We start from the raw sequence: 18,295 nt of genomic DNA on the forward strand, positions 1-18,295 counted from the left end.
GCGTGGCCCGGCCTATGATGCGAGTATGACCGAGCGCTTTCGAGCTTCGCTTCCGTTCGTGCCGTACGTCGCGGTGTCGCTCGTGCACGTCATCGCCTGCTTCGGGCAGTACGCGTTCGAGGGGTGGACCAAGCTGCTGCTCATGCCGGCGCTCGCCGCCGGCGTCATAGCGGCGGTCGCGTTCGTACCCGAGCTGCGCATCCGCCCGGTGCCCGCCGGCGCGCTCGCCCTGCTGCTCGCCGCCCTGGCGGGCTCGTGGCTCGGCGACGGCGCCGCGACGTTCTTCCCGATGCTCGACAGCGAGCTGCCGGCAATGCTCGTCTGCTTCGGGATCGCGCACCTCGCCTACATCGTGCTGCTCTGGCGCGTGCCGGGCGTCGCGCGGCGTCGCCTGCCCGCCTGGAGCCTCGTGTACGTGATCGCGTACCTCGTGCTCATCGCGCTGCTGCTGCCGCACACGAAGTCGCTGTCGATCCCCGTCATGGCGTACGGGCTCGTGCTCGTCGGCACCGCCGCGCTCGCCACGCGCTGCGGCCCGGTCATCGCGTGGGGCGGCGCGTTCTTTCTGCTCTCCGACGCGATCCTCGCCTTCCGGCTGTTCGTGCCGGGCAGCACCACCTGGACGAGCGGCGTCGTCATGCTCACCTACACGATCGGGCAGGGCCTGCTCGCGTACGGCATCGTGGCGGCGCTGCGGCGGCGCGCGCCCACGGGCGAGGTGCCCGGTGCCGGCGGCAGCCCGGTGCAGCAGCCCGGTACCGGCGGCAGCTCGGCGCAGGCGCCCGGTGCCGGCAGCAACACCGTGCAGGCGCCCGGCGACGCGGGCCCCGCTATGCCTCCGGCAGGATCCTCAGCAGCTTCTTGACGCCGCGCACCGTGGTGGCGCCCGCGGCGCCGACCCGCACGCGCAGCTCCGCGTCGCTCGTGACGACCGTGGTGATCGATCCGCTCGCGCTCAGCGCCTCGACGGCGCTCACGATCGTGTCGTCGCCCGTCTCGGCGGCGCTCAGCACCCGCACCCGGTCGGTGCTGTCGATGCCGCGGGCGTTGCCCTCGACCACGAGAATCCAGTCGGGGTAGACGCGGTCGAGGCCCGGCACGCGGGGCTCGGCGAGGTCGAGGAACCCGGCGCGCACCCCGTTCGAGGTCTCCAGGTAGCGGTGCAGGCGGTCGCGCAGGCCCTCGGCGGCGCCGCGGCGATCCTTCCACCAGCCGTTCGGCACGCTGCCGATCACGTTCGCGGCGTCGACCACCACCGTGGGCGGCGGGCCGAGCAGGGGCCGCAAGATCTGCCAGCTCGACGCGAACGCCGGGTGCAGGGGCAGGTTCTCGACCTCTTCGAGCGCGACCCACGCGAGGGCGTGGCTCTCGGGGTCGGTGATCTCGGGCTCGAACTGCTGCACCACGTCGGCGATGACCGTCGTGTACGTCCATCCCTCGCGGTCGAGCACGTGGGTGTAGCGGGGGCGCACCGCGTCATCGGGAACGCCCGCCTCCTCCTGCGCCTCGCGGATCGCGCCGTCGTTCGCGAACTCGCCCTCGTGTCGGGCGCCGCCCGGGATGCCCCAGGTGTCGCCGTGGTCGCTCCAGGTGACGCGGTGCTGCATCAGGATCGCGTCGCGGGCGTGGTCGTAGGCCAGCAGCCCGGCGGCGCCGAAGCGGCCCCAGTAGCGCCCGCCGTCGCCCGCCGTGACCCAGGCGTCACCGGGGTTTCGAAGGTCGCTCATGGTCACAGCGTATCTGCGACCTGCCGCTTCGCGCGCGTGTCGGTCGCCCCATTGCGGGAATGCGCGGATGGTGTCAGGGCGTTGTGGTCGGTGCGGCGGGTGATTCCGGCCCTGCCGCGTTCTGTGCTGTTCGAGGAGGATGCATGTCGACCGATGTCGAGCCCTACGCCGCCGCTGCCCGTGACGCCGCCGCGCGCGGGCTTGCTGTCTCGTTTGTCGCGCGCACGCCGGGGGAGCGGCCCGCGCCCGTCGAGGGCGTCGAACTCGTGAAGACGATCGTGGTGCAGACGAAGCGGGGCTTCGTGCTCGTGCTCACCCCCGTCGACGCGCAGTTCTCGTGGGCGAAGCTGCGGGCGCACCTCGGCGTCAACAAGCTGTCGCTGCCCGACGCCGACGGCGCGCTCGCTGCGACCGGCTACGTGCGCGGCACGATCACGCCGCTGGGAGCTGCGGGATCCTGGCCCGTCGTGCTCGATGCCCGGTTGGCGGGGCGCCGGATCGCGATCGGCTCTGGGAGTGCCGAGTACGGGGCGCTGGTGGCGGCCGATGAGCTGGTGGATGCGTATTCTGCTGCCGTCGTCGATCTCGCTGCTGAGTGAGTCTCTTCGCGGGCTCGCGTTGGTCTTCTGATCGGCTTCGTAGTGGGTGGCGCGCCCGGGTTTCTGCGGCTGTGGCGCGATTTCTCGCCGTTGGTTCGATCCGCCCTCCGAGTGTGGGTAATATAGAGGGGTTGCCTCGGCAGCGCAGGCCAGACTCTGACCGGCGAAGCTGAAGAACAACGGGCTGTGGCGCAGCTTGGTAGCGCACTTGACTGGGGGTCAAGTGGGTTAGCGACTGTTTCAGCCTGAGAAGTGAACAACGGGATGTGGCGCAGCTTGGTAGCGCACCTGACTGGGGGTCAGGGGGTCGCAGGTTCAAATCCTGTCATCCCGACAGAAAAGCCCTGGTGAGACGGTAAATCTCACCGGGGCTTCGTCGTTCCCGCGGAGGGTTTATGTAAGCCTCGGTCGTTCCGGAGTTCTCGTGCGGGAGTAAGCCCGATGAGCCTGCTTATGACGAGCCGGGACCAAACCGGGACCAATCGGCGTGATTCGCCTTCCCGTCATCGACTGAGCGAAGGACTACGCGAGTTCCGCGCCGATCGTTCGGCGCCCTTGGTATTTTGACCGCTGAGGAATGCGTTGGCCTGCGCTGCGGCGTCGGCGAGGTGTCGGGTATCGGGGTGCAGATACCCTCGCGTGGTTTCCAGCGACTTGTGTCCGAGGATGCCTTGGAGCACGTGCAGCGGGATGCCCGCGTCGGCGAGCCAGGTCGCTCCGGTGTGCCGAAGGCCGTGCCGGGTGAGGTTCGGCAGCCCGAGCTGGGAGACCAGCGCATCCCACTTCGTGGCATCGCGAACGGTCGCTGTTGTGAGGACACCCCCGCGTGGCCCGGTGAGGAGTCGCTCCTCCGGTGCGCGATCAGATGTAAGGCGTTGGAGGACGGGCTCGAGGTGTTGCAGGATCGGGACGTGTCGAATCTCGCGCCCCTTGGTCTGCTTCGTGACGAGCCCGCCGGAGCCGGGAAAGGTTTGGCGTCGGATCGTTACGATACGCTGATCCCAATCCACGTCGCCGACCTGGAGCCCCGCGATTTCGGATCCTCGGGAAGCGAGTAACGCGCAAAGCATGACGAAGTCCGAATAGCTCTGGTGGACCTTGCCGCAAGCATCTGCCAAGGAGTTGAGCGTCGAAAGATCCTTGAGAGCGTGCACTCGCGGGGACGAGTCGTTCTCGACGACGGTGAGTGCGGTTTTGCCGAGGCTGCGGCGCGAACGCTGGCGAGCAGGGTTGCTCGGGATGACGTCGTCGCGGACTGCTTCGTCGAGCACGCGCACGAGCGGTGCGATCGTGTTCTTGATCGTCGAGGCGGAGCAGTGTTTCTCCCATTCATCGATCGTGCGATCGATCATGCCTGCCGTGATCTGCGAGATCGGGAGATGCCCCAGAGATGGCAGCACGCGCAGGCGGAGCCCGACTTTGTATCCGTCAACCGTGGAGGTGGGATCCAGCCCACGCATCCAACGGTCGCCGATAAAGGTCACGTACTCCGACAGCGAGATACGACGGTCGAGCCCGATCTTGGCAGAGGCCTGCAGACTCTGAAAGAACTCCTCGGCGGCTTCTTCGTCGGGAACGACGAGCGCACGAACCATCCTCTTCTTCGTCTCCGGGTCTGTCCATCTTGCCCGGGCGCGGATACCGGATCGGCGGTACTCGAGATCGGTGGCGACCTTCACCCCGATCGGCGGAATGGGCGACGGGCCGCTGTCAGCGCCGCTCATTGCTCAGAGACTCCAGCCAGGTTTCGACTGCGTCGAGCCGATACCGGGTGATGCCGCCCAGCTTGAGGAAGGGAGGCCCTTTCTCGTCTGCGCGCCACCGCGACAGCGTTGACTCCGACACCTTCAGGAGCGCCGCGACCTCGTGACTGTCGAGGAGCGGTGAGGTCAGGACTGGCTGGTCGCTCATCGCTGTTCCTGCCACTCGAGGTTCGTGATCTCGCGGATCGTGGCGTCCTGCTCGGCCCGCCGTGCGACGATCTGTTCTTCCACGAAGGCGAGGAAGTCCTCCGTCCGATTCGTGACGGGGCGCTCGGTCGTGTCGGGCGGGGTCCAGTCCTCGGCTTCACCGCCCGGCCACGCTGTGCTGCGGGTGGGGCGGTCGCGGTCGAGCCGGGTACCGGAGATCGTGACCCAGTCCCGCAGCCGCTCCCTGGCGATGGCGAAGTCGTAGTGCCAGGCGAGGGCCTGGTTGCCTTTGGCTTGCGGGTCGAAGCAGAATAGCCAGTGCTGCCGCAGCGCCGAAAGTTCCCAGAGCAACTCGGGATGCCGATGCCACATCGGGGGCACGACCTGGGCGGGCAGCCCATAGGTGTGGCGGAGCCAGTCGACCCAGGCGTTGAGGTCGAGGAGTTCCTGCTCGAGATCCTGCGGGGGCAGGGTGCGCCAGTTGATCGGTCTCGGGACCGCGCCGAGTGTCGCGGCGATGTCGTTGGCGTAGGCCTGCTTCGCGACCTGCCGAGCCTGCGCCTCGACCTCGGGCGGCAGCGCCGCATCCGTTACGTTCGGCTCGTCGCCGTCAATACTGGACGGGCTGGTATCGGTGTTCATCAGAGAGCTCCATCCACGAGGAGAAAGAGGAGTGCGCCGCTGGGCGGCGCCCCGAATCAGAGGGCGGGTGCGGCGGCCAGGAGGAGACACGGGCGCTGGCTGCCGCACCCGCGTCATCGGGCGACGGCTTCCCGCTGCTCCGGGTCGGCGCCCGCCGTCGCGGGGGCTTCGGGATCGAGCTGCGCTTCGCGTTCGGCGAGGGCCTGCTGCACCTGGTCACGGGTCGCCGTGTCTCGCTGCGCGGCGTCGCGTTCGGGGCGGCGGCGTTCGACGGTGTAGTCGGTGGTGTTATTGTCGTGCCCGATGCGGGAGGCGACGAACTGCTGCTTCTTTACGCCCTCGCTGTTGACGTAGTCGCGGGGTTCAACCACGGCGATGAAGTTGTCGCCCTTCTGGAACTTCGCGAAGGCGCGCTCTGCGGACTTGCGGAACATCACCAGGTCACCGAACTGCGGGGGCAGGTCCGTGAACGTGCCGTCGGGTTCGGGCTGAGACTTCGGCTCACCGATCCGGGCATAGAAGCGCGCATCGCCTCTGCTGGTGAACGTCAGCTCCGGGTCGGAGGCGATGAATCCCCAGAGCGGCTTCTTCTTCTGCGGCTGCTGCTCCTGGGTCTGTTCCTGCGGTTCTTCGGCCATCAGCTTTACTCCTCTGCTCGCGCCCCGGCACGGAGTATGTCGGGGTCACCAGACAGGTACGGACCCGGCCAGGACCTACGCGGTCTCCCCGTCTGGCTCCGGAGAGGCCACGGTCGTGGAGCCCTGCTGGAGGGCCTGTTCGACCTCGGCACGGTCGGCGCGGAGCTGCGTCGCGTCCGCGCGTGCGGTCCAGGGGCGGAGCTTGGTGATGATCGGACGGGCGGTGCGGAGCATCACGACGCCGGTGCCAAATGGCAAGGTTCGCAACACGTCCGGCGGGAGGATCGGCACCCTGCGGATCGATCGCTGATTCGAGTGCGACCCGTAGGCGTCGGTCGTGATCGAGTCGGTGGTCTCGTCCCGGTCGCCGATCAATGTCGCGAGATCCTGCAAGTCGCGGGAGTTGGAGGCCCCGCCAAGGATGATCTTCACGATCGAGGCGTCCCAGATCGCGTTCGCCTGGTTCTCGCCCCATTTTTCCCGCGCCTGCGCGAGAGACTGCAGCACCGGTAGCGACGTGATCCCCGTCCCTCCGCCTTCCGCCATCAACGTCGGCAGCGACGGAAGCGGGGCGAGGTTGCCGATCTCGTCTAGCGCGAGCAGCAGTGGCGGATCCAAGCGGGCGCCCGGTGAACGGGCGGCGATCTTGCGGGCGGTCTCGACGAGGTCTTCGATGAAGGCCGCCACCAGCGCCGACGATGCTCCAGCCCCGGCGCCGGTCGCGAGCAGATACAGCGTGCCGTTGTCGCGGAGGAACGCTTCTGGATCGAATTCCTCGCCGGGCGCGGGGGTGACCGCGTCGAGCACGCGGGGGTCTGCGAGCGCGGAGAACGCCAGCGAGACGCCCTGCCAGATCGAGTCTCTCGTGCGGGGGTCTGCCTGGACCATCGCGTCGAGGGAATCCGCCCACCCTTCGGCCGCGTCAGGATGCGAGGAGAGGATCCGCGCGGCGTCGGCTGCGAGCGTCGGGTTCAGCGCCCACTGGTACAGGGTCTTCGCATCGCGGCCGTCGAGCGCTGCGGCGTGGAGCAGCCCCTGGATCGCGGCCGTGGTTTTCCCTTCCCAGAAGCCGGCGTCCTGCACGCCACCAAACCCGGTTGCTGTCGCGAGGCCTTTGGCGCGGATCATCGCGGTCAGGGGGTCGTGGCAGCCGCGCACGGGCGACCAGCGCATCCCCGCGGGCAGGCCGGGAGCGAGCTGTTGCGGATCGAACACCGCGACCTTCCCCTTGCGTGCTCGTGCCTGCATCGTCGCGGTGAGATTGTCGGGCCTGGTCGACGTCGCGATCACCGCGCCTGGGGCGTCCAGGATCGCGTTCAGGGCCACGAAATAACCTTTCCCGGCACGCGGTGGCCCAATGAGGAGGATCGAATCCTCCACCGTCGCCCACACCTGCCCGCCTTTCCCGTGCCCGAGGAGATACCCGACCTCGTGCGGGGCGACCTTCCCGACGAGGGAGGGTCGCAGCGTGGCGGCCTTCTTGACGAGTGCTTTCGGGGAGGCGGCGCGGGCGATCTCCACCGCAGAGGCGGTGCCTGCCAGCCGGTGCGGATCCGTGGTCGCACGCGCCCGCAGGATCAGGCGCGCCACGACCCACCCGACCGCGACCACCGCGAGGAGGAAGATCGTGACGACGATCCAGTACAAGATCGGGCTCAGGCCCTCCGCTCCGAGCGCCGTCCCCGGATCGGTCGGGGTTGCGAGGACGCCAATGCCGGACGTCATCCCGCCTTCGGGCTCCGGCAGGCCCGTGAGGAACGCGGTGACGGAGCCCGCGAGTCGGAGTAGCAGCGCGAACGCGGCGGCCGCGACAAGCGCTCCGAGGGCGAGATTGATGAAGATGTCGTTGGCGGGTTTCGCCTGCACTGGCCCGGACATGACAACGCACCTGCTTCCTGCCCCGATACGGAGGGGTCAGGAAGCAGGTGCGGCAGCAGCCGGGCCGACGGCTAGGTGATGGACTGCACGGATGCGGTGCCGGAGATCCGCCCGAACAGCAGGACTTCGCCCGCGATCTGCGGCACCTCGCCACGGTCGAGGAGCGCTCGCACAGTCCCGGTGTGATCGGCGGAGGCGTGCCGGATGATCAGCGCGACCGCGACGTCCTCGCCCGCGATGAACCCCTCTCCGGTGAACTCCAGCAAGCTCGGCACAGGGGCCGCGTTCTGCGTGTTCTCGGCCGGTGCGAATGGCGAGCGCGGGGCGGGAGGCGTGAGGACGTCGGCATGGATGCTGCCATCCATCTCCCGCACTTCCACCCGCGTCGGCGAATCGAGGCGGGCGACGAGCTCCGTCACGGTCTGCGCGATCTGGTCGCGGCGGATCGGGGTCGCGGCGAGCTTGTTTCCGTTGACTGTCACGATCAGCGTGTCGGCGTTCACCGCCTCGAGCAGGATCTGCGGCAGCACCGGCGGCACCACTACCGCCTCGGGGCTGGGAGTCGAAGCGGTCGGTTTACGCGTGCGGGGTCGAAGGCTCATGTCTGCAAGGTGCGACCCGGACCCTCCGCTTCCCGGCCGCGGAACGTGATCTCGTCAGGGTCGAGGGCTTGCTCGCGTGCCAGCAGCGCGGAGGTGCCCTTCGCCCAGATCTCTGCCTCCTGCAGCAGCTCGGCGTAGTCACCTGGTGCGACTTCACCGCCCGAGATCGCCATCCAGGGCAAGTCGCCCGATATTCCTCTGACGCGCAGTTCGGAGACCCACGTCCATGAGGTCGGGACGCGGTCGGGGTCTTCCCAGTCGGTGTCGGCGTAGCGTTCCTCGATCGCGAAGCGATACATGTGGCTGTTCCAGGGCGTGAAGACGAAGTGCCCGGCGCCGAAGACCTCGGGGTCTTCCCATCCGAGGGCGATGTGCTCGGAGTAGCGTTCCGCGATCTCCTCCAGCCCGGTCGTGAGCGACTCCATCCGCTGGACGAGCTCGGCTTCCGAGTACGGTGGCCCCTGGTGCTCGGGGCCGGGGCTCGGTAGGCTCATGACACGTCTTCCGACCCGCCTGGACCGGCGTGTTTCCGCGGATTTTGGGCCTGCGTCATGCGCTGGGTCGTGTCGAAGGCTCGCAGCTCATCCGGGTGGAGTTGATGCTGCACGACGTAGCTGGATTCCTTGATCCGCCACAGCCCCTGCCCGGTGCCGAGGCTCGGGAGGAGTCTCTGTTCCGTGCCGGTCAAGCCGAGGGTCTTTCCGGTGGTGCCGACCTGGTCGGATTCCTGCCGGTAGATGATGCGAGATTCTGCATTCGCTAGGAGCGAGTTGGCGAGGGATCTCATGGCGGAGCCCTGGTCGCCGACGTTGTCGAGGTCGGTGAGCTTATGGAAGATGAGCAGGTTCGCGATTCCGTAGTGGCGGGCCAGTCTCCAGTGCGCGTCCATGCGTTTGAGGAGCGCGGGATGCGACATCAGCCTCCACGCCTCGTCGTAGACGACCCAGCGTTGTCCGCCGTTGGGATCCAACAGCGCCGATTCCATCCACGCCGAGGAACAGGTCATCAGCACCGAGATCAGCGTGGAGTTCTCCACCACCCGCGACAAATCCAGGGTGATCATCGGCAGCGTCGGATCAAAGGACACGGTCGAAGGTCCGTCGAACAATCCGGCGAGGTCTCCGGAGACGAGCCTGCGCAGCGCATGCCCGACCATGCGCCCATCTTCTGCGAGACGATCATCACCGCCTGTATCGGGGGCGAGGATGCGGTCGACGATCATCGGGAGGATCGGCACCGATGCGGTGGAGACGACCGACTGAAGGGCGATATCGATGACCGTGTGCTCCAGGGGCGTCAAGGATCGTTCGAGCACCGTCTCTGCGAGCGCCCCGATCAGATCGCGGCGACGGGAGGCGATGGTCGCCGCCCACTCGTTGTCGGAGATCCCGGCAGGACGGTACCCCTCGTCCAAGGGGTTCAACCGATTGCGGAGGCCGTGGCCGAGAACGATCGCTTTCCCGCCCACGGCTTCGGCGACCGCGGTGTGCTCGCCCTTCGGGTCACCGGGGACGTAAACGCGCCTCCCGAACGGGATCGACCTCGTGTACAGCGACTTCGCCAGCGACGACTTGCCCGAGCCGACGATGCCCGCCAGCACCAGGTTCGGGGCGGTGATGATGCCGCGCTCATAGAGCACCCAGGGGTCATAGACGAAGCTGCCTCCGGAGTACATGTCCTGCCCGACGAAGACGCCCTGAGAGCCGAGCCCACCCTCCGCGAGAAACGGATACGCCCCCTGGAGCGCCGCCGATGTGTCCTGGTGTGCGGGCACCCGGAACCCCCGATACGAACCGAGCGCCGCCGCTCCCGGCTCGCCTCCCCGCGGAAGATAGTTCGTGGAGCGTGCCTCCGCACGCTCGGCCTGAAGCTTCTGCCGAACTACTTGCCGCTGGTCGGCGTGCTCGCGGGCGATGACTTGGCGGGCGGCACGCTCACGGGCTTGGCGGGCGCGCCGCCCGGTCCCGTCCTCCACGAGCACCGTGGAGTAGAGCTTCTTCGAACGCTGGTGATCTCCCATGACCGGGGCCTTCCTGTCGCACAGCCGATACCACCGATCAGGTACGCCCGCGGTCAGATCCCGCGGCACAGCGGTAGCGCTGCCGCGACGAACGCCTGGGCCTGCTGCCCGACGAGGCGTCGCGTCTCGCACGACGCTTGGATCGCGGCCTGCTCGATCGCGGATACTGCCGCCTCGAGCTCATCCTCGGTCGTCGCGGAGACGGCGATGAGCCCGGTGTAGCGGAGGACGCCGTGTCCGCTGGTGAGGTCGGATTCCTGCTGGAGTACGTCTTGGTATTCGGCGGTCTGCTGCGCATCCTCGATCTGCCCGACCTTCTGCCGTTGCGCGGCGTCGGAGATGTACTCGGTTTTCTTCTTCCGGATGTCTCGTGCCGCCTGGTCCGAGCGCACCGGGTCGCACAGCAGCGTGAAGGCGCGGCGGATGCCACTGGAGAGCAGCACCGGGGCGAGGAATCCGGGGTAGACGAGCGAGCGCGGCCATTCGGAGATCCACAGCACCGCATGATGTGCGCTGTCGGAGCGGAGCCGGTCCCAGGTCTCCTCGACGGCGACGGGGCCGGCGGCGGCGAGCTCCTGTCCGATATCGCCGGCCCGTTCCAGGGTCGCGGCGATCGCGGGGTCGTAGGCGGAGCGCAGCATGATCGCGAGCTGTCCTGGCGTGTACCAGTCGGAGGGCTTCAGGTCGGCGGTGCGCAGCGCCGTGGTGAGGGTCTGCATCTCTTGTCGCAGCACCGCGGCAGCGCCCTTCATGCCGCCGCCTGCGGTGCGGATCGCGCGACCGGCTGCGCGCATGTCCAGGGAGAGGGAGATGGTGGAGATGTGCCGTTCTCCGGCGGGGCCTGCCCGGTCGATGAGCTCGCGGTAGGTTCTCGCGACCCAGGAGTCGTCGTCGTGGCCGTGCTCCGTCCACCACTGTGCGAGCCCGGACCCGGAGTCGGGGACGGTGCGCTCGAGCACCTGCAATCGGGCGATCCGGGTCGACCGGCATGCGGTGGAGAGGACTCTGCCCCAGGCGTGGACGCGGCGTTCCTGCTCGCCGGGGTCGAGGAGGATGAACGAGGGATGCGTGACCTCCAGCAGTGCGGTGAGGGTCTGCCCGTGCGGGTCGTGCACCATCACCGCGTCGGTCTCGGGATCCTGGTACTGGCGCAGCGGCGCCGCATCGCCGGGGAGCGCGAGCGTTCCTGCGGGGCGTGGCTTCACGACCCGCTTCCGATAGCGAGTCTGTCGCAGGGCTTGCCGGAGCAGCCAGTGGAGGGTGATGGGCACCCATTCGACGAGCTTCCTGCCGCCGACGGGCACCCAGGCGAGGCCGAGTGCGGTGCCCCAGATCGGTGCCGTATAGAGCGCGGCCGGGCCTCCCGCGTACAGGGAGGCGACGAACACGGCGACTGCGGCGCTGAGGGCGATCACCTGCGGGAGGGAGAGGCCGAGGATGATGCCGCGCCGGGTGAGTCTGGAAAACTTCACCGGGGACAGGTCGAACTCGGTCGTGGTGGAAGCGGTGGTCGCCATGAGGATGCTCCTGAACAGACGAAGAGACACGGTCGCCGATCAGGTACGCGCCCCAGAGCGCAGAAGCGGACGGTGATGCGTACCGGGCACGAGCCAGGTCGCTGGCTGACCCGTGCCGGGCATGTCGCACCACCGCCCGCATCGACGGCGGCCTCACCTCCTTTCTCTGCGTCCTCGACGGTCTGCTACTTCGGCCCGCCCGAGGGCGAAGGCGGCGGCTTCTTCGGCCCCTCCGGGGGCGGAGCTGCCGGCTTCGCAGGTGGCTGCGACGGCGCATTCGGGGTCGGTGGCACCGACCGATCCGGCGGAGGCGGAGGGTTCTGCCCGTCGCTTGCCGCTCCCGCGTGTGCGTCGGCGGAACGGCCGATCGCGGCACCGAGCTTCGGGCCGGCCTCGGCTGCGCCCTTGGCGACCTTCGCTCCGGCCACGGCCGCGATCCCGATCGGGCCTGCCGCAGCCCCGGCACCTGCGCCTCCGGCCGCCGCACCGCCGCCGGCAGCACCGGCTCCACTGCCCGCCGCGCCGCCACCTGCAGCGCCTCCGGCTCCGGCTCCGCCGCCACCGCCGCCGCCAGGAGGAGGCGGCGGAGGATTCCCTCCTCCTCCACCGCCACCAGGCGGGGGCGGGTTCCCGCCACCTCCGCCGTTGCTGCCTTTGTTGTCCTCGAGGACGCGCGGGGGCTCTTTCCCATCGGGCTTGCCGGGCATGGGCACCGGCCGGTTCATGGCCTGCTTGGACTCCTGCTCCGCGCTCATGACGTGGTACATGTCGAAGCCGACGAAGCTGATGAACTTATAGACCATGTATGGCGCGAACGCGGCGATGAACATCAACACGATGCCCGCGATCGGGTCCGCGATCGACGACAGGTCGAGGTCGATCGGGGCGTTGACCTGGTTGATCGCGACGAGGAACACGATCACGATCACGAGCTTCGAGAAGATCAGCGCGAGCACGAAGCTGGCCCACTTCCCGAACCATCCCTTCGTCGCATCCCACGAGGACCCCGATAGCGCGATCGGGGCCATCACGACGGCGACGAGGATGAGGGCTTTGCGCACTAGCAGGCTGAACCAGACGATCGCTGCCGCACAAATCGCGAGAAACGCCAGGAAAATGGTGATGATCGCTCCCGCCCCGGGCGCTGTGAGATTGATTGCGGTCAGGCCGGCGACCAGGACGCCGATCTTCCCGCCCATCTCCTCGAGGGTCGTTCCGGTGGCTTGGATGATCCCGACGCAGAGCTGATCGACCACCTCCAAGAGGGTGCCGGTGATGGTGATCACGAGGAACGAGCCGAGCACGCTCTTGGCGAGCCCGAGCGCCGCGCGAGACAGCGCTCCGGGGTCGCGGCGGATCAGCCCGGTGATCAGTTGCAGGCAGAAGAAGATCAGCATCAGGAAAATCGCGATCCCGAAGATCACGTTGTACACGCCGATGTAGCCGCCGCCGCTGATATCGACCAGGGTGGTGGAGTCGAACAGTGCCCAAACTCCCTGGAAGATCCACGACGCGGCTTGCCCGATGGCTTGCGCGAGCCAGTCGAACGGGGCCGAGATCAGCGTCGCGGCGGTCTCGCCGACCGTGTCGCAGACGTTCGAGATGATGGGGACGTCACACAGAGCCACGACACCCCTCCCTTCCTTCGAGGTGCCGGATTTTCAGGAGACGGTCTGGCCCACGGTCCAGAAAAAATTGATCAGCGTGACGCTCGCGCCGGTCACGATGGCCGCGCCGCAGGAGATCAGCACGCCGACCTTCCCGCGACTGGCGAGATGGGGATTTGAGGAATTGGATCCGAAACCCCAGACCACGGCGGACACGATGAGCGCGAGCACCGACAGGATCAGACCGATCGTCATCACGGCGCCGACGATGGTGCGCAGCGCCGCGATACCGGGCAGTCCCGAATCGTTCGGGCTGATGTCGATGTTCGCGGGCAGTGCCGCGGCGACGGTCGTGAGCGTGTCGAGGACAGCAAGCATGGTGGGCTCCTTCGCGGGCAGACGCCCCGTCCCCGGATGTGAGGAGGGGTCACCGCGACAGGTACGGACCCCGCCAGGCCGGTCAGAGCGTGTCGCCCAGGCGCAGCAAGAAGTTCATCCACGCCACCCCTGCTCCTGCCAGTGCCGCCGCTCCGAGTGCGACGAACACGCCGACCTTGCCTTTCTGTGCGGCCTGCGCGTTCCCGCTTGAGGAGGACACCGCCCAGACGGTGCCGGAGATGACGAGCATCAGCACGGCGACGATCAGCACGAAGGTGAGGAGCGCGCCGACGATCGAGATGAGTGTGGAACGGCCGCCGACGCCGCTGAGATCCGGGTAGACGTTCTCAGCGGCGACGAGGGCGAATCTGCTGGTGAGGAAGACAAGCGAATGCATATGGGACTCCTGACGCTGCGCGGGATCTGGCATCGCACAGGTACGGCCCCCGCACGGCGCCCGGTTCGGGGGTCAGGCGGCGCAGCCGGGTCCGCCGCCGGTCGGCGCGTCGATGCCTTCGACGCCGTGCTCGGCAAGCCAGGGTTCGGCGTCGATCGCGGGCTGGCCCGCGCCGCCTGGGTGAACTTGGAAGTGCAGGTGCGCGCCGGTGGAGTGGCCGCTGCTGCCGACATCGCCGATGTGCTGCCCGGCGGTGACACGATCACCTGCGGAGACTTGGATCCCGTGCGCCCACATGTGCACGTACATCGTTGCGACCTTCTTGCCGCGGATGGTGTGCTCGATCGTGATCTGCCCTGAGAAGCCATCCACCATGCCTGCGTAGACGACGCGCCCGTCTGCGAGCGCGAAGATCGGCGTCCCGTCGGGCGCTGCCCAGTCGGTGCCGGAGTGGAAGCTCGACTCCCCGGTGATCGGGTCGACGCGCGGCCCGAACCCTGATGTGCGGACGTAGGTGCCGGTGGGCAGCGGGAACACGAGCCGCGTCGTCTCGGGGATCGTCTCATCGCCCGGTGCGCCCTCGCCCGAGCCGCCGTCAGGCACTGTGAGGGCGTCGAGGATCGTGCGAGCGACGGGCTCGTAGTTCTGGTACCGATCCGGGTAGGCGCTGACCTCAACTGCCTGGGCCGCTTCGCCCTTGTCCATCTGCTGCCAGCCCGGAATATCCAAGAGCCCTCTCGGGCTCGGGAAGTTCGGGCCGTCCGGTCCGCCATAGAAGGCGCGCGCCTGGTAGGTGGTGTCCATGAGCTCGGCGACGGTGCCCCAGCCGGCCTGGGGCCGCATCTGGAAGAGGCCCAAACTGTCGTGATCGGAGGCATCGCCGTCATTGGGATAGTCGCCGCTCTCGGGATAGGTGCTGGTGTTCGCGAGCTGCCGGAGGGTGGACTCGGTGAGGGCGGCCATGAGCGCGACGAGAATCCCGTCCCGGCCTGCCCCTGCCGTGTTTCCTCCCACGGTGATGATCGTGCCGGCGTGGGTGAGCTGCTGCTTGTTCAGCATGAACCGGGTGCCGTCCTTCGTCGTCACTTCGAGTTCGTCGGGGATCGGGCCGAGCCGAATGCCGGTGGCGATGCAGTTCGCCTGGTGGATGACGGCGGGGTTCATCAGCACCCCGATGCTCAGCAGACCCAGCATCGGGGCGAGCAAGAGCGCGATGACGCCGACGGCGAGGAACTTCTTCATGCGCGCCTCCCGCTTATCGGAGGGGGTTGTCGAGCTGGGACAGGCGCAGCAGATGGCAGCGGTCGAATACTGGTTCGCAGGCGACGAACACGGTGAAGGAGACCGGGTGCGCGCTTTCGACCGGGTCGTCGTACCAGACGCCTTCCCGGTGCCTGGTGCCCTCGACGGTGTATGCGATCGTGCCCTCAGCGATCTGCCCGTCGGAGACGGCGACCGCTTCCTCCCACTGCGCGGGAACGGAGATCTGGTCGATCTCGAGGTGCTGGCGGGTGCGGTACTCGGCGAGATCTCGCCACGTCGACGCCGACGGTAGGTAGCCGTCGAGGTCGGTGATCAGGCCCGGTGTTTCGGTGCCGGAGGGGTCGGCGTCCTCGATCAGGACGCCGCGATGATCATTCGGGGTGAGGAGCGTGAACGTGTCCCAGTCGAACAGCGCCCGTGCGATGGCCCGCACATACTCCTGCGGGTCGTCCGTGCGCGGCAGCGGATCCAGCTTCGTCCCGTCGGGATTCTCGCCCGGCGTCTGCGGTGCGGTTGGCGTCGCCGGAGGCGTATCGCGATCGGTGCCGGATGGTGCGGGGCCGGTGAGGAGCCCGTAGATCCCGATCCCGGCAAGCAGCAGCAGGACCAGGCCGGTGGCGACGAGCGTGATGATGAGGCGGCGACGCCGACGTGAACGATATTCAGTTTGCGGCGAGGACATGGCGGGCCTTCCCGGGTGGTGAGCAGCGGTCAGCCGATAGGTGCGTCACCCGGTAGGTCGTCCTCGTGGTCAGCGCGTCACGCCACCGCCGGGATCCGGCCGCTCGCCCGGCGACCGTTGCTCGGCGGCGAGCTCGGCCTCCCGGTCGCGGAGGACTTCGGCCAGCGGAGACCGCTCGCTCGGGAGCGCGGCCCGTGACGGGTCGGGCTGCCAGGCGATCCGCCCGTTCTCGCCCTGCGCGCGCATCACGAGGTCAACGACCTGGTCCAGGGACGCGGCAGCGATCCGCGCCCAGCCTCCGGCTTTCTCGGCGTGCTCCTGCCCGGCCTGCTGGTTCCCATCGTCGGTCGCGGCGTAGCCGCTGTGCTGGTGATGCCAGGACGCCAACTGCGACAGCGACTGCTGCACACTCGTCAGCGCATAGTGCAGCGACCCGAGCACCTGGTAGGTATCGGCCGGGTGCTCGATATGGCGGGTCGCGTGCGCGAGGCCGCGGGCGGCTTCGCCGAGCTCAGCGGCGTCCTGCTGCGGATCAGGAAACGTTGGCATCAGCACTCTCCTGGGTTCTGGCTTCGCGGGCGGCGTCGAGGAAGACACCGGCCTGGGTGATGCTCGTCTCGACGAGCTCCCACTGCTCCGCGTCGGCGTGCGTCCCGAACACAGTCGGGTCGAAGCGGTCCCACCAGCCATGCTCGCGACGGAGCAGGTCGACGAGCTTGCGGACCTGATGCTTTTCCCGCAGCAGCGGGTCAGCGTCCTTCCATCCCTCGCGCGGGGCGGCAGCCGCAGCGTCCCTGCGGAGCTGCGTGAGACGCGCGATCGCACGATTCGCGTCATGCAGGGCATCCTTCGGATGCTCCTGCGCCCGCACCTGGGCGAGCTCGGATCCGGCCGCCTGCCGGATCGCGTCCGGCTCATCGGGGTGCGCGGACCAACGCTCGAGCAACATGAGTGCTTGGAGGAGTTTCACGCGGAGGTAGCGGCCGTTCACTTTCCCGTCGGTGTTGAGCTCGAGCAGCGCCTCCGCTGCGGCCTGCCGCAGCTCAGGATGTTCCTCGTCCGAGGCGGCAATCTGTTTCAGCTCGACGACCTGGTCGAGCTTGCCGTGCGAGTCCTGCCCGGTAACCGCTTTCGCCGCCTGCACCCGAGTCTTACGTCCCTCGCCCTTGGGCGCGCTCTGCGGTGGTGTCGAATCGACACCACCGTCACCTCCCGCCCCGCGGCCCGGCTCCCAACCGCCCTGATCCGGGCCGGTAGCGGCTCCGAACTGGGTGGCTTGCTGCTTGCGTGCGTTCTCCTCGGCGTACAGCTTCTTCAGCTCGTCGTAAAGCTCGGCCTGCTCGAGCGGCTTCAACGCCTTGCGGAGCGTTTCCTCGTCGCGGATCGCGAGGACCTGGGAGAGCTTGTCGGACACACCGTGCACGATCCAGACCGGAGTAACTCGGTAGCCGAGTCGCTTCTGCGCGGCGAGCACGCGTCGGCCGGAGATCAGCGAATACTGCTCGGTGACCGCGGGTGGATGGATGACGCCGAAGCGCTCGATCGACGCGCACAGCTCGTCGAGATCCTCCTCGACGTCGCGGCGGAAGCTGAACCCGATACTAATCTCGTCGATCGCATGCTCGAGCACGAGATGCCCGCGGCTCATGACGCACCCCCGTCTCCTTCCGTGCCGGGCTGGGCGCTGCGCCGGGACGCGGACACGAGCGCCTCGTCCCGCAACAGATCGGTGACGTCATCGCCGAGGAGCACGCGGGCGAACAACCCGTACGGCCCGCTCTTACGTTTCCCGGTTGTCGTGCCGACGACCAGGCGCACCAGTGCCGCCCAGGTCTCGGCGGTGTAGCCCAGCCGATGCGCGATGTGCAGCTCCTTGGAGACGACCTCCACCGCGGCGCTGCGCGACGACAGGCCGGTGACGCGGTGAGCAATGTAGTCGACCGCTTGCTCGACGGGGCGGGCCGGCCAGTCGGTGAGGACGAGGAACACGCACGTCGCGCGGATCACCCGGTCCACCGAATGATCTTCTCCGCCGTGCTGCACGAGGGAATGGGCGTGCGGGTGCACGTCGTAGAAGAACTCCTCATAATGCCCGGCCCGCATCGGCTCTTCCGCGGGGCGCTTCGAAGGTCGGCGGGCCTTGTCTTGGCTGGTCATGTTCCGGTCGGCGTGCACCTCGGCGGCGATGCCGAGCGCCACCGCCCGCGTGATCACCGCCCACGGATCATCGGCGGCGAGGGTGGTCGGGGTGCGCATCGCGAGGAACGCTTCGTAGGCGGCATCGGCCGGATCCCGGTGCCAGGCCTTCGCGATGGGCGTGTATTTCTGCGTGGCGTAGACCATGAGCTCGGCTGCGACCGGGCTCGACGCCCACGCGTTGTGCTCGTTGAGCTCCGTGAGTAGCGCGCGCAGGCCTTCACTCGTGGTGAAATCCG

Annotated in this window: 20 protein-coding genes and 2 tRNA genes; 4 read left to right on the forward strand and 18 right to left on the reverse strand. The window is 68.2% G+C overall.

Features of this window, described 5'->3' with window-relative positions; genetic code table 11:
• Window positions 1–25: 25 nt before the first annotated feature.
• Window positions 26–865 carry a lysoplasmalogenase family protein gene (locus BLT44_RS06730; RefSeq protein ID WP_074690046.1) on the forward strand — a complete coding sequence of 280 codons (840 nt, stop codon included), beginning with the start codon at window positions 26–28 and terminating at the stop codon, window positions 863–865.
• Here BLT44_RS06730 and BLT44_RS06735 read toward each other — a convergent pair.
• Entirely contained in the window at window positions 831–1,727 is an 897-nt protein-coding gene (locus tag BLT44_RS06735) for an NUDIX domain-containing protein (protein WP_050803148.1), read from the reverse strand. The genes BLT44_RS06730 and BLT44_RS06735 overlap by 35 nt on opposite strands.
• Window positions 1,728–1,870: 143 nt before the next feature.
• Here BLT44_RS06735 and BLT44_RS06740 point away from each other — a divergent pair, with 143 nt between their 5' ends.
• From BLT44_RS06740 to BLT44_RS06745, 3 genes are all read left to right on the forward strand, one after another.
• The gene (locus BLT44_RS06740; RefSeq protein WP_010154804.1) at window positions 1,871–2,326 is read left to right on the forward strand and encodes an aminoacyl-tRNA deacylase; all 456 of its coding nucleotides are present in this window, start codon (window positions 1,871–1,873) and stop codon (window positions 2,324–2,326) included.
• A 180-nt stretch (window positions 2,327–2,506) separates the two neighbouring features.
• Window positions 2,507–2,575, forward strand: a tRNA-Pro gene (locus BLT44_RS15595).
• Between the two features lie 11 nt (window positions 2,576–2,586).
• Window positions 2,587–2,660 (forward strand) — tRNA-Pro (locus BLT44_RS06745).
• Between the two features lie 169 nt (window positions 2,661–2,829).
• On the opposite strand, the gene BLT44_RS06750 is transcribed toward BLT44_RS06745, so the two are convergent.
• The 17 genes from BLT44_RS06750 to BLT44_RS06830 all read right to left on the reverse strand — a co-directional run bounded on the left by BLT44_RS06750 (window position 2,830) and on the right by BLT44_RS06830 (window position 18,203).
• Window positions 2,830–4,050 carry a tyrosine-type recombinase/integrase gene (locus tag BLT44_RS06750; protein WP_029608026.1) on the reverse strand — a complete coding sequence of 407 codons (1,221 nt, stop codon included), beginning with the start codon at window positions 4,048–4,050 and terminating at the stop codon, window positions 2,830–2,832.
• On the reverse strand, window positions 4,037–4,237 hold the full coding sequence (locus BLT44_RS06755; RefSeq protein WP_010154802.1) for a helix-turn-helix transcriptional regulator: 201 nt from the start codon (window positions 4,235–4,237) through the stop codon (window positions 4,037–4,039). Before BLT44_RS06755 ends, BLT44_RS06750 begins: the two co-directional genes overlap by 14 nt.
• A complete protein-coding gene (locus BLT44_RS06760) occupies window positions 4,234–4,878 on the reverse strand; it encodes a hypothetical protein (protein ID WP_010154801.1) in 645 nt (214 codons plus the stop codon). Before BLT44_RS06760 ends, BLT44_RS06755 begins: the two co-directional genes overlap by 4 nt.
• A gap of 113 nt (window positions 4,879–4,991) precedes the next feature.
• Entirely contained in the window at window positions 4,992–5,516 is a 525-nt protein-coding gene (locus BLT44_RS06765; RefSeq protein WP_010154800.1) for a single-stranded DNA-binding protein, read from the reverse strand.
• Window positions 5,517–5,591: 75 nt separating this feature from the next.
• The gene (locus tag BLT44_RS06770) at window positions 5,592–7,394 is read right to left on the reverse strand and encodes a type IV secretory system conjugative DNA transfer family protein (RefSeq protein WP_010154799.1); all 1,803 of its coding nucleotides are present in this window, start codon (window positions 7,392–7,394) and stop codon (window positions 5,592–5,594) included.
• Between the two features lie 71 nt (window positions 7,395–7,465).
• Window positions 7,466–7,933 (reverse strand): hypothetical protein, encoded by a 468-nt coding sequence (locus tag BLT44_RS06775; protein ID WP_176783274.1) that lies wholly within the window; start codon window positions 7,931–7,933, stop codon window positions 7,466–7,468.
• A gap of 59 nt (window positions 7,934–7,992) precedes the next feature.
• On the reverse strand, window positions 7,993–8,490 hold the full coding sequence (locus tag BLT44_RS06780; RefSeq protein ID WP_143026014.1) for a hypothetical protein: 498 nt from the start codon (window positions 8,488–8,490) through the stop codon (window positions 7,993–7,995).
• Complete coding sequence (locus tag BLT44_RS06785; protein WP_010154796.1) at window positions 8,487–10,016, reverse strand: ATP-binding protein; 1,530 nt, start codon at window positions 10,014–10,016, stop codon at window positions 8,487–8,489. Before BLT44_RS06785 ends, BLT44_RS06780 begins: the two co-directional genes overlap by 4 nt.
• A gap of 53 nt (window positions 10,017–10,069) precedes the next feature.
• Window positions 10,070–11,533: an SCO6880 family protein gene (locus BLT44_RS06790; RefSeq protein ID WP_010154795.1), complete on the reverse strand. Its 1,464-nt coding sequence runs from the start codon at window positions 11,531–11,533 to the stop codon at window positions 10,070–10,072.
• 185 nt (window positions 11,534–11,718) lie between these two features.
• The gene (locus BLT44_RS06795; protein ID WP_010154794.1) at window positions 11,719–13,161 is read right to left on the reverse strand and encodes a TrbL/VirB6 family protein; all 1,443 of its coding nucleotides are present in this window, start codon (window positions 13,159–13,161) and stop codon (window positions 11,719–11,721) included.
• A gap of 33 nt (window positions 13,162–13,194) precedes the next feature.
• Window positions 13,195–13,518: a DUF6112 family protein gene (locus BLT44_RS06800; RefSeq protein ID WP_010154792.1), complete on the reverse strand. Its 324-nt coding sequence runs from the start codon at window positions 13,516–13,518 to the stop codon at window positions 13,195–13,197.
• 82 nt (window positions 13,519–13,600) lie between these two features.
• Complete coding sequence (locus tag BLT44_RS06805; protein WP_010154791.1) at window positions 13,601–13,915, reverse strand: DUF6112 family protein; 315 nt, start codon at window positions 13,913–13,915, stop codon at window positions 13,601–13,603.
• Window positions 13,916–13,987: 72 nt separating this feature from the next.
• Window positions 13,988–15,157, reverse strand: coding sequence for a M23 family metallopeptidase (locus BLT44_RS06810; RefSeq protein ID WP_010154790.1), 1,170 nt, complete (start codon window positions 15,155–15,157; stop codon window positions 13,988–13,990).
• A gap of 13 nt (window positions 15,158–15,170) precedes the next feature.
• Window positions 15,171–15,860, reverse strand: coding sequence for a hypothetical protein (locus tag BLT44_RS06815; RefSeq protein WP_010154789.1), 690 nt, complete (start codon window positions 15,858–15,860; stop codon window positions 15,171–15,173).
• Window positions 15,861–15,929: 69 nt separating this feature from the next.
• Entirely contained in the window at window positions 15,930–16,409 is a 480-nt protein-coding gene (locus BLT44_RS06820; RefSeq protein ID WP_010154788.1) for a hypothetical protein, read from the reverse strand.
• Window positions 16,393–17,508 carry a ParB/RepB/Spo0J family partition protein gene (locus tag BLT44_RS06825; protein WP_010154787.1) on the reverse strand — a complete coding sequence of 372 codons (1,116 nt, stop codon included), beginning with the start codon at window positions 17,506–17,508 and terminating at the stop codon, window positions 16,393–16,395. The genes BLT44_RS06820 and BLT44_RS06825 overlap by 17 nt, the downstream gene beginning before the upstream one ends.
• Entirely contained in the window at window positions 17,505–18,203 is a 699-nt protein-coding gene (locus tag BLT44_RS06830; RefSeq protein WP_143026015.1) for a hypothetical protein, read from the reverse strand. The genes BLT44_RS06825 and BLT44_RS06830 overlap by 4 nt, the downstream gene beginning before the upstream one ends.
• Window positions 18,204–18,295: the final 92 nt, after the last annotated feature.

Source organism: Leucobacter chromiiresistens (assembly GCF_900102345.1).
Taxonomy (GTDB): Bacteria; Actinomycetota; Actinomycetes; order Actinomycetales; family Microbacteriaceae; genus Leucobacter; species Leucobacter chromiiresistens.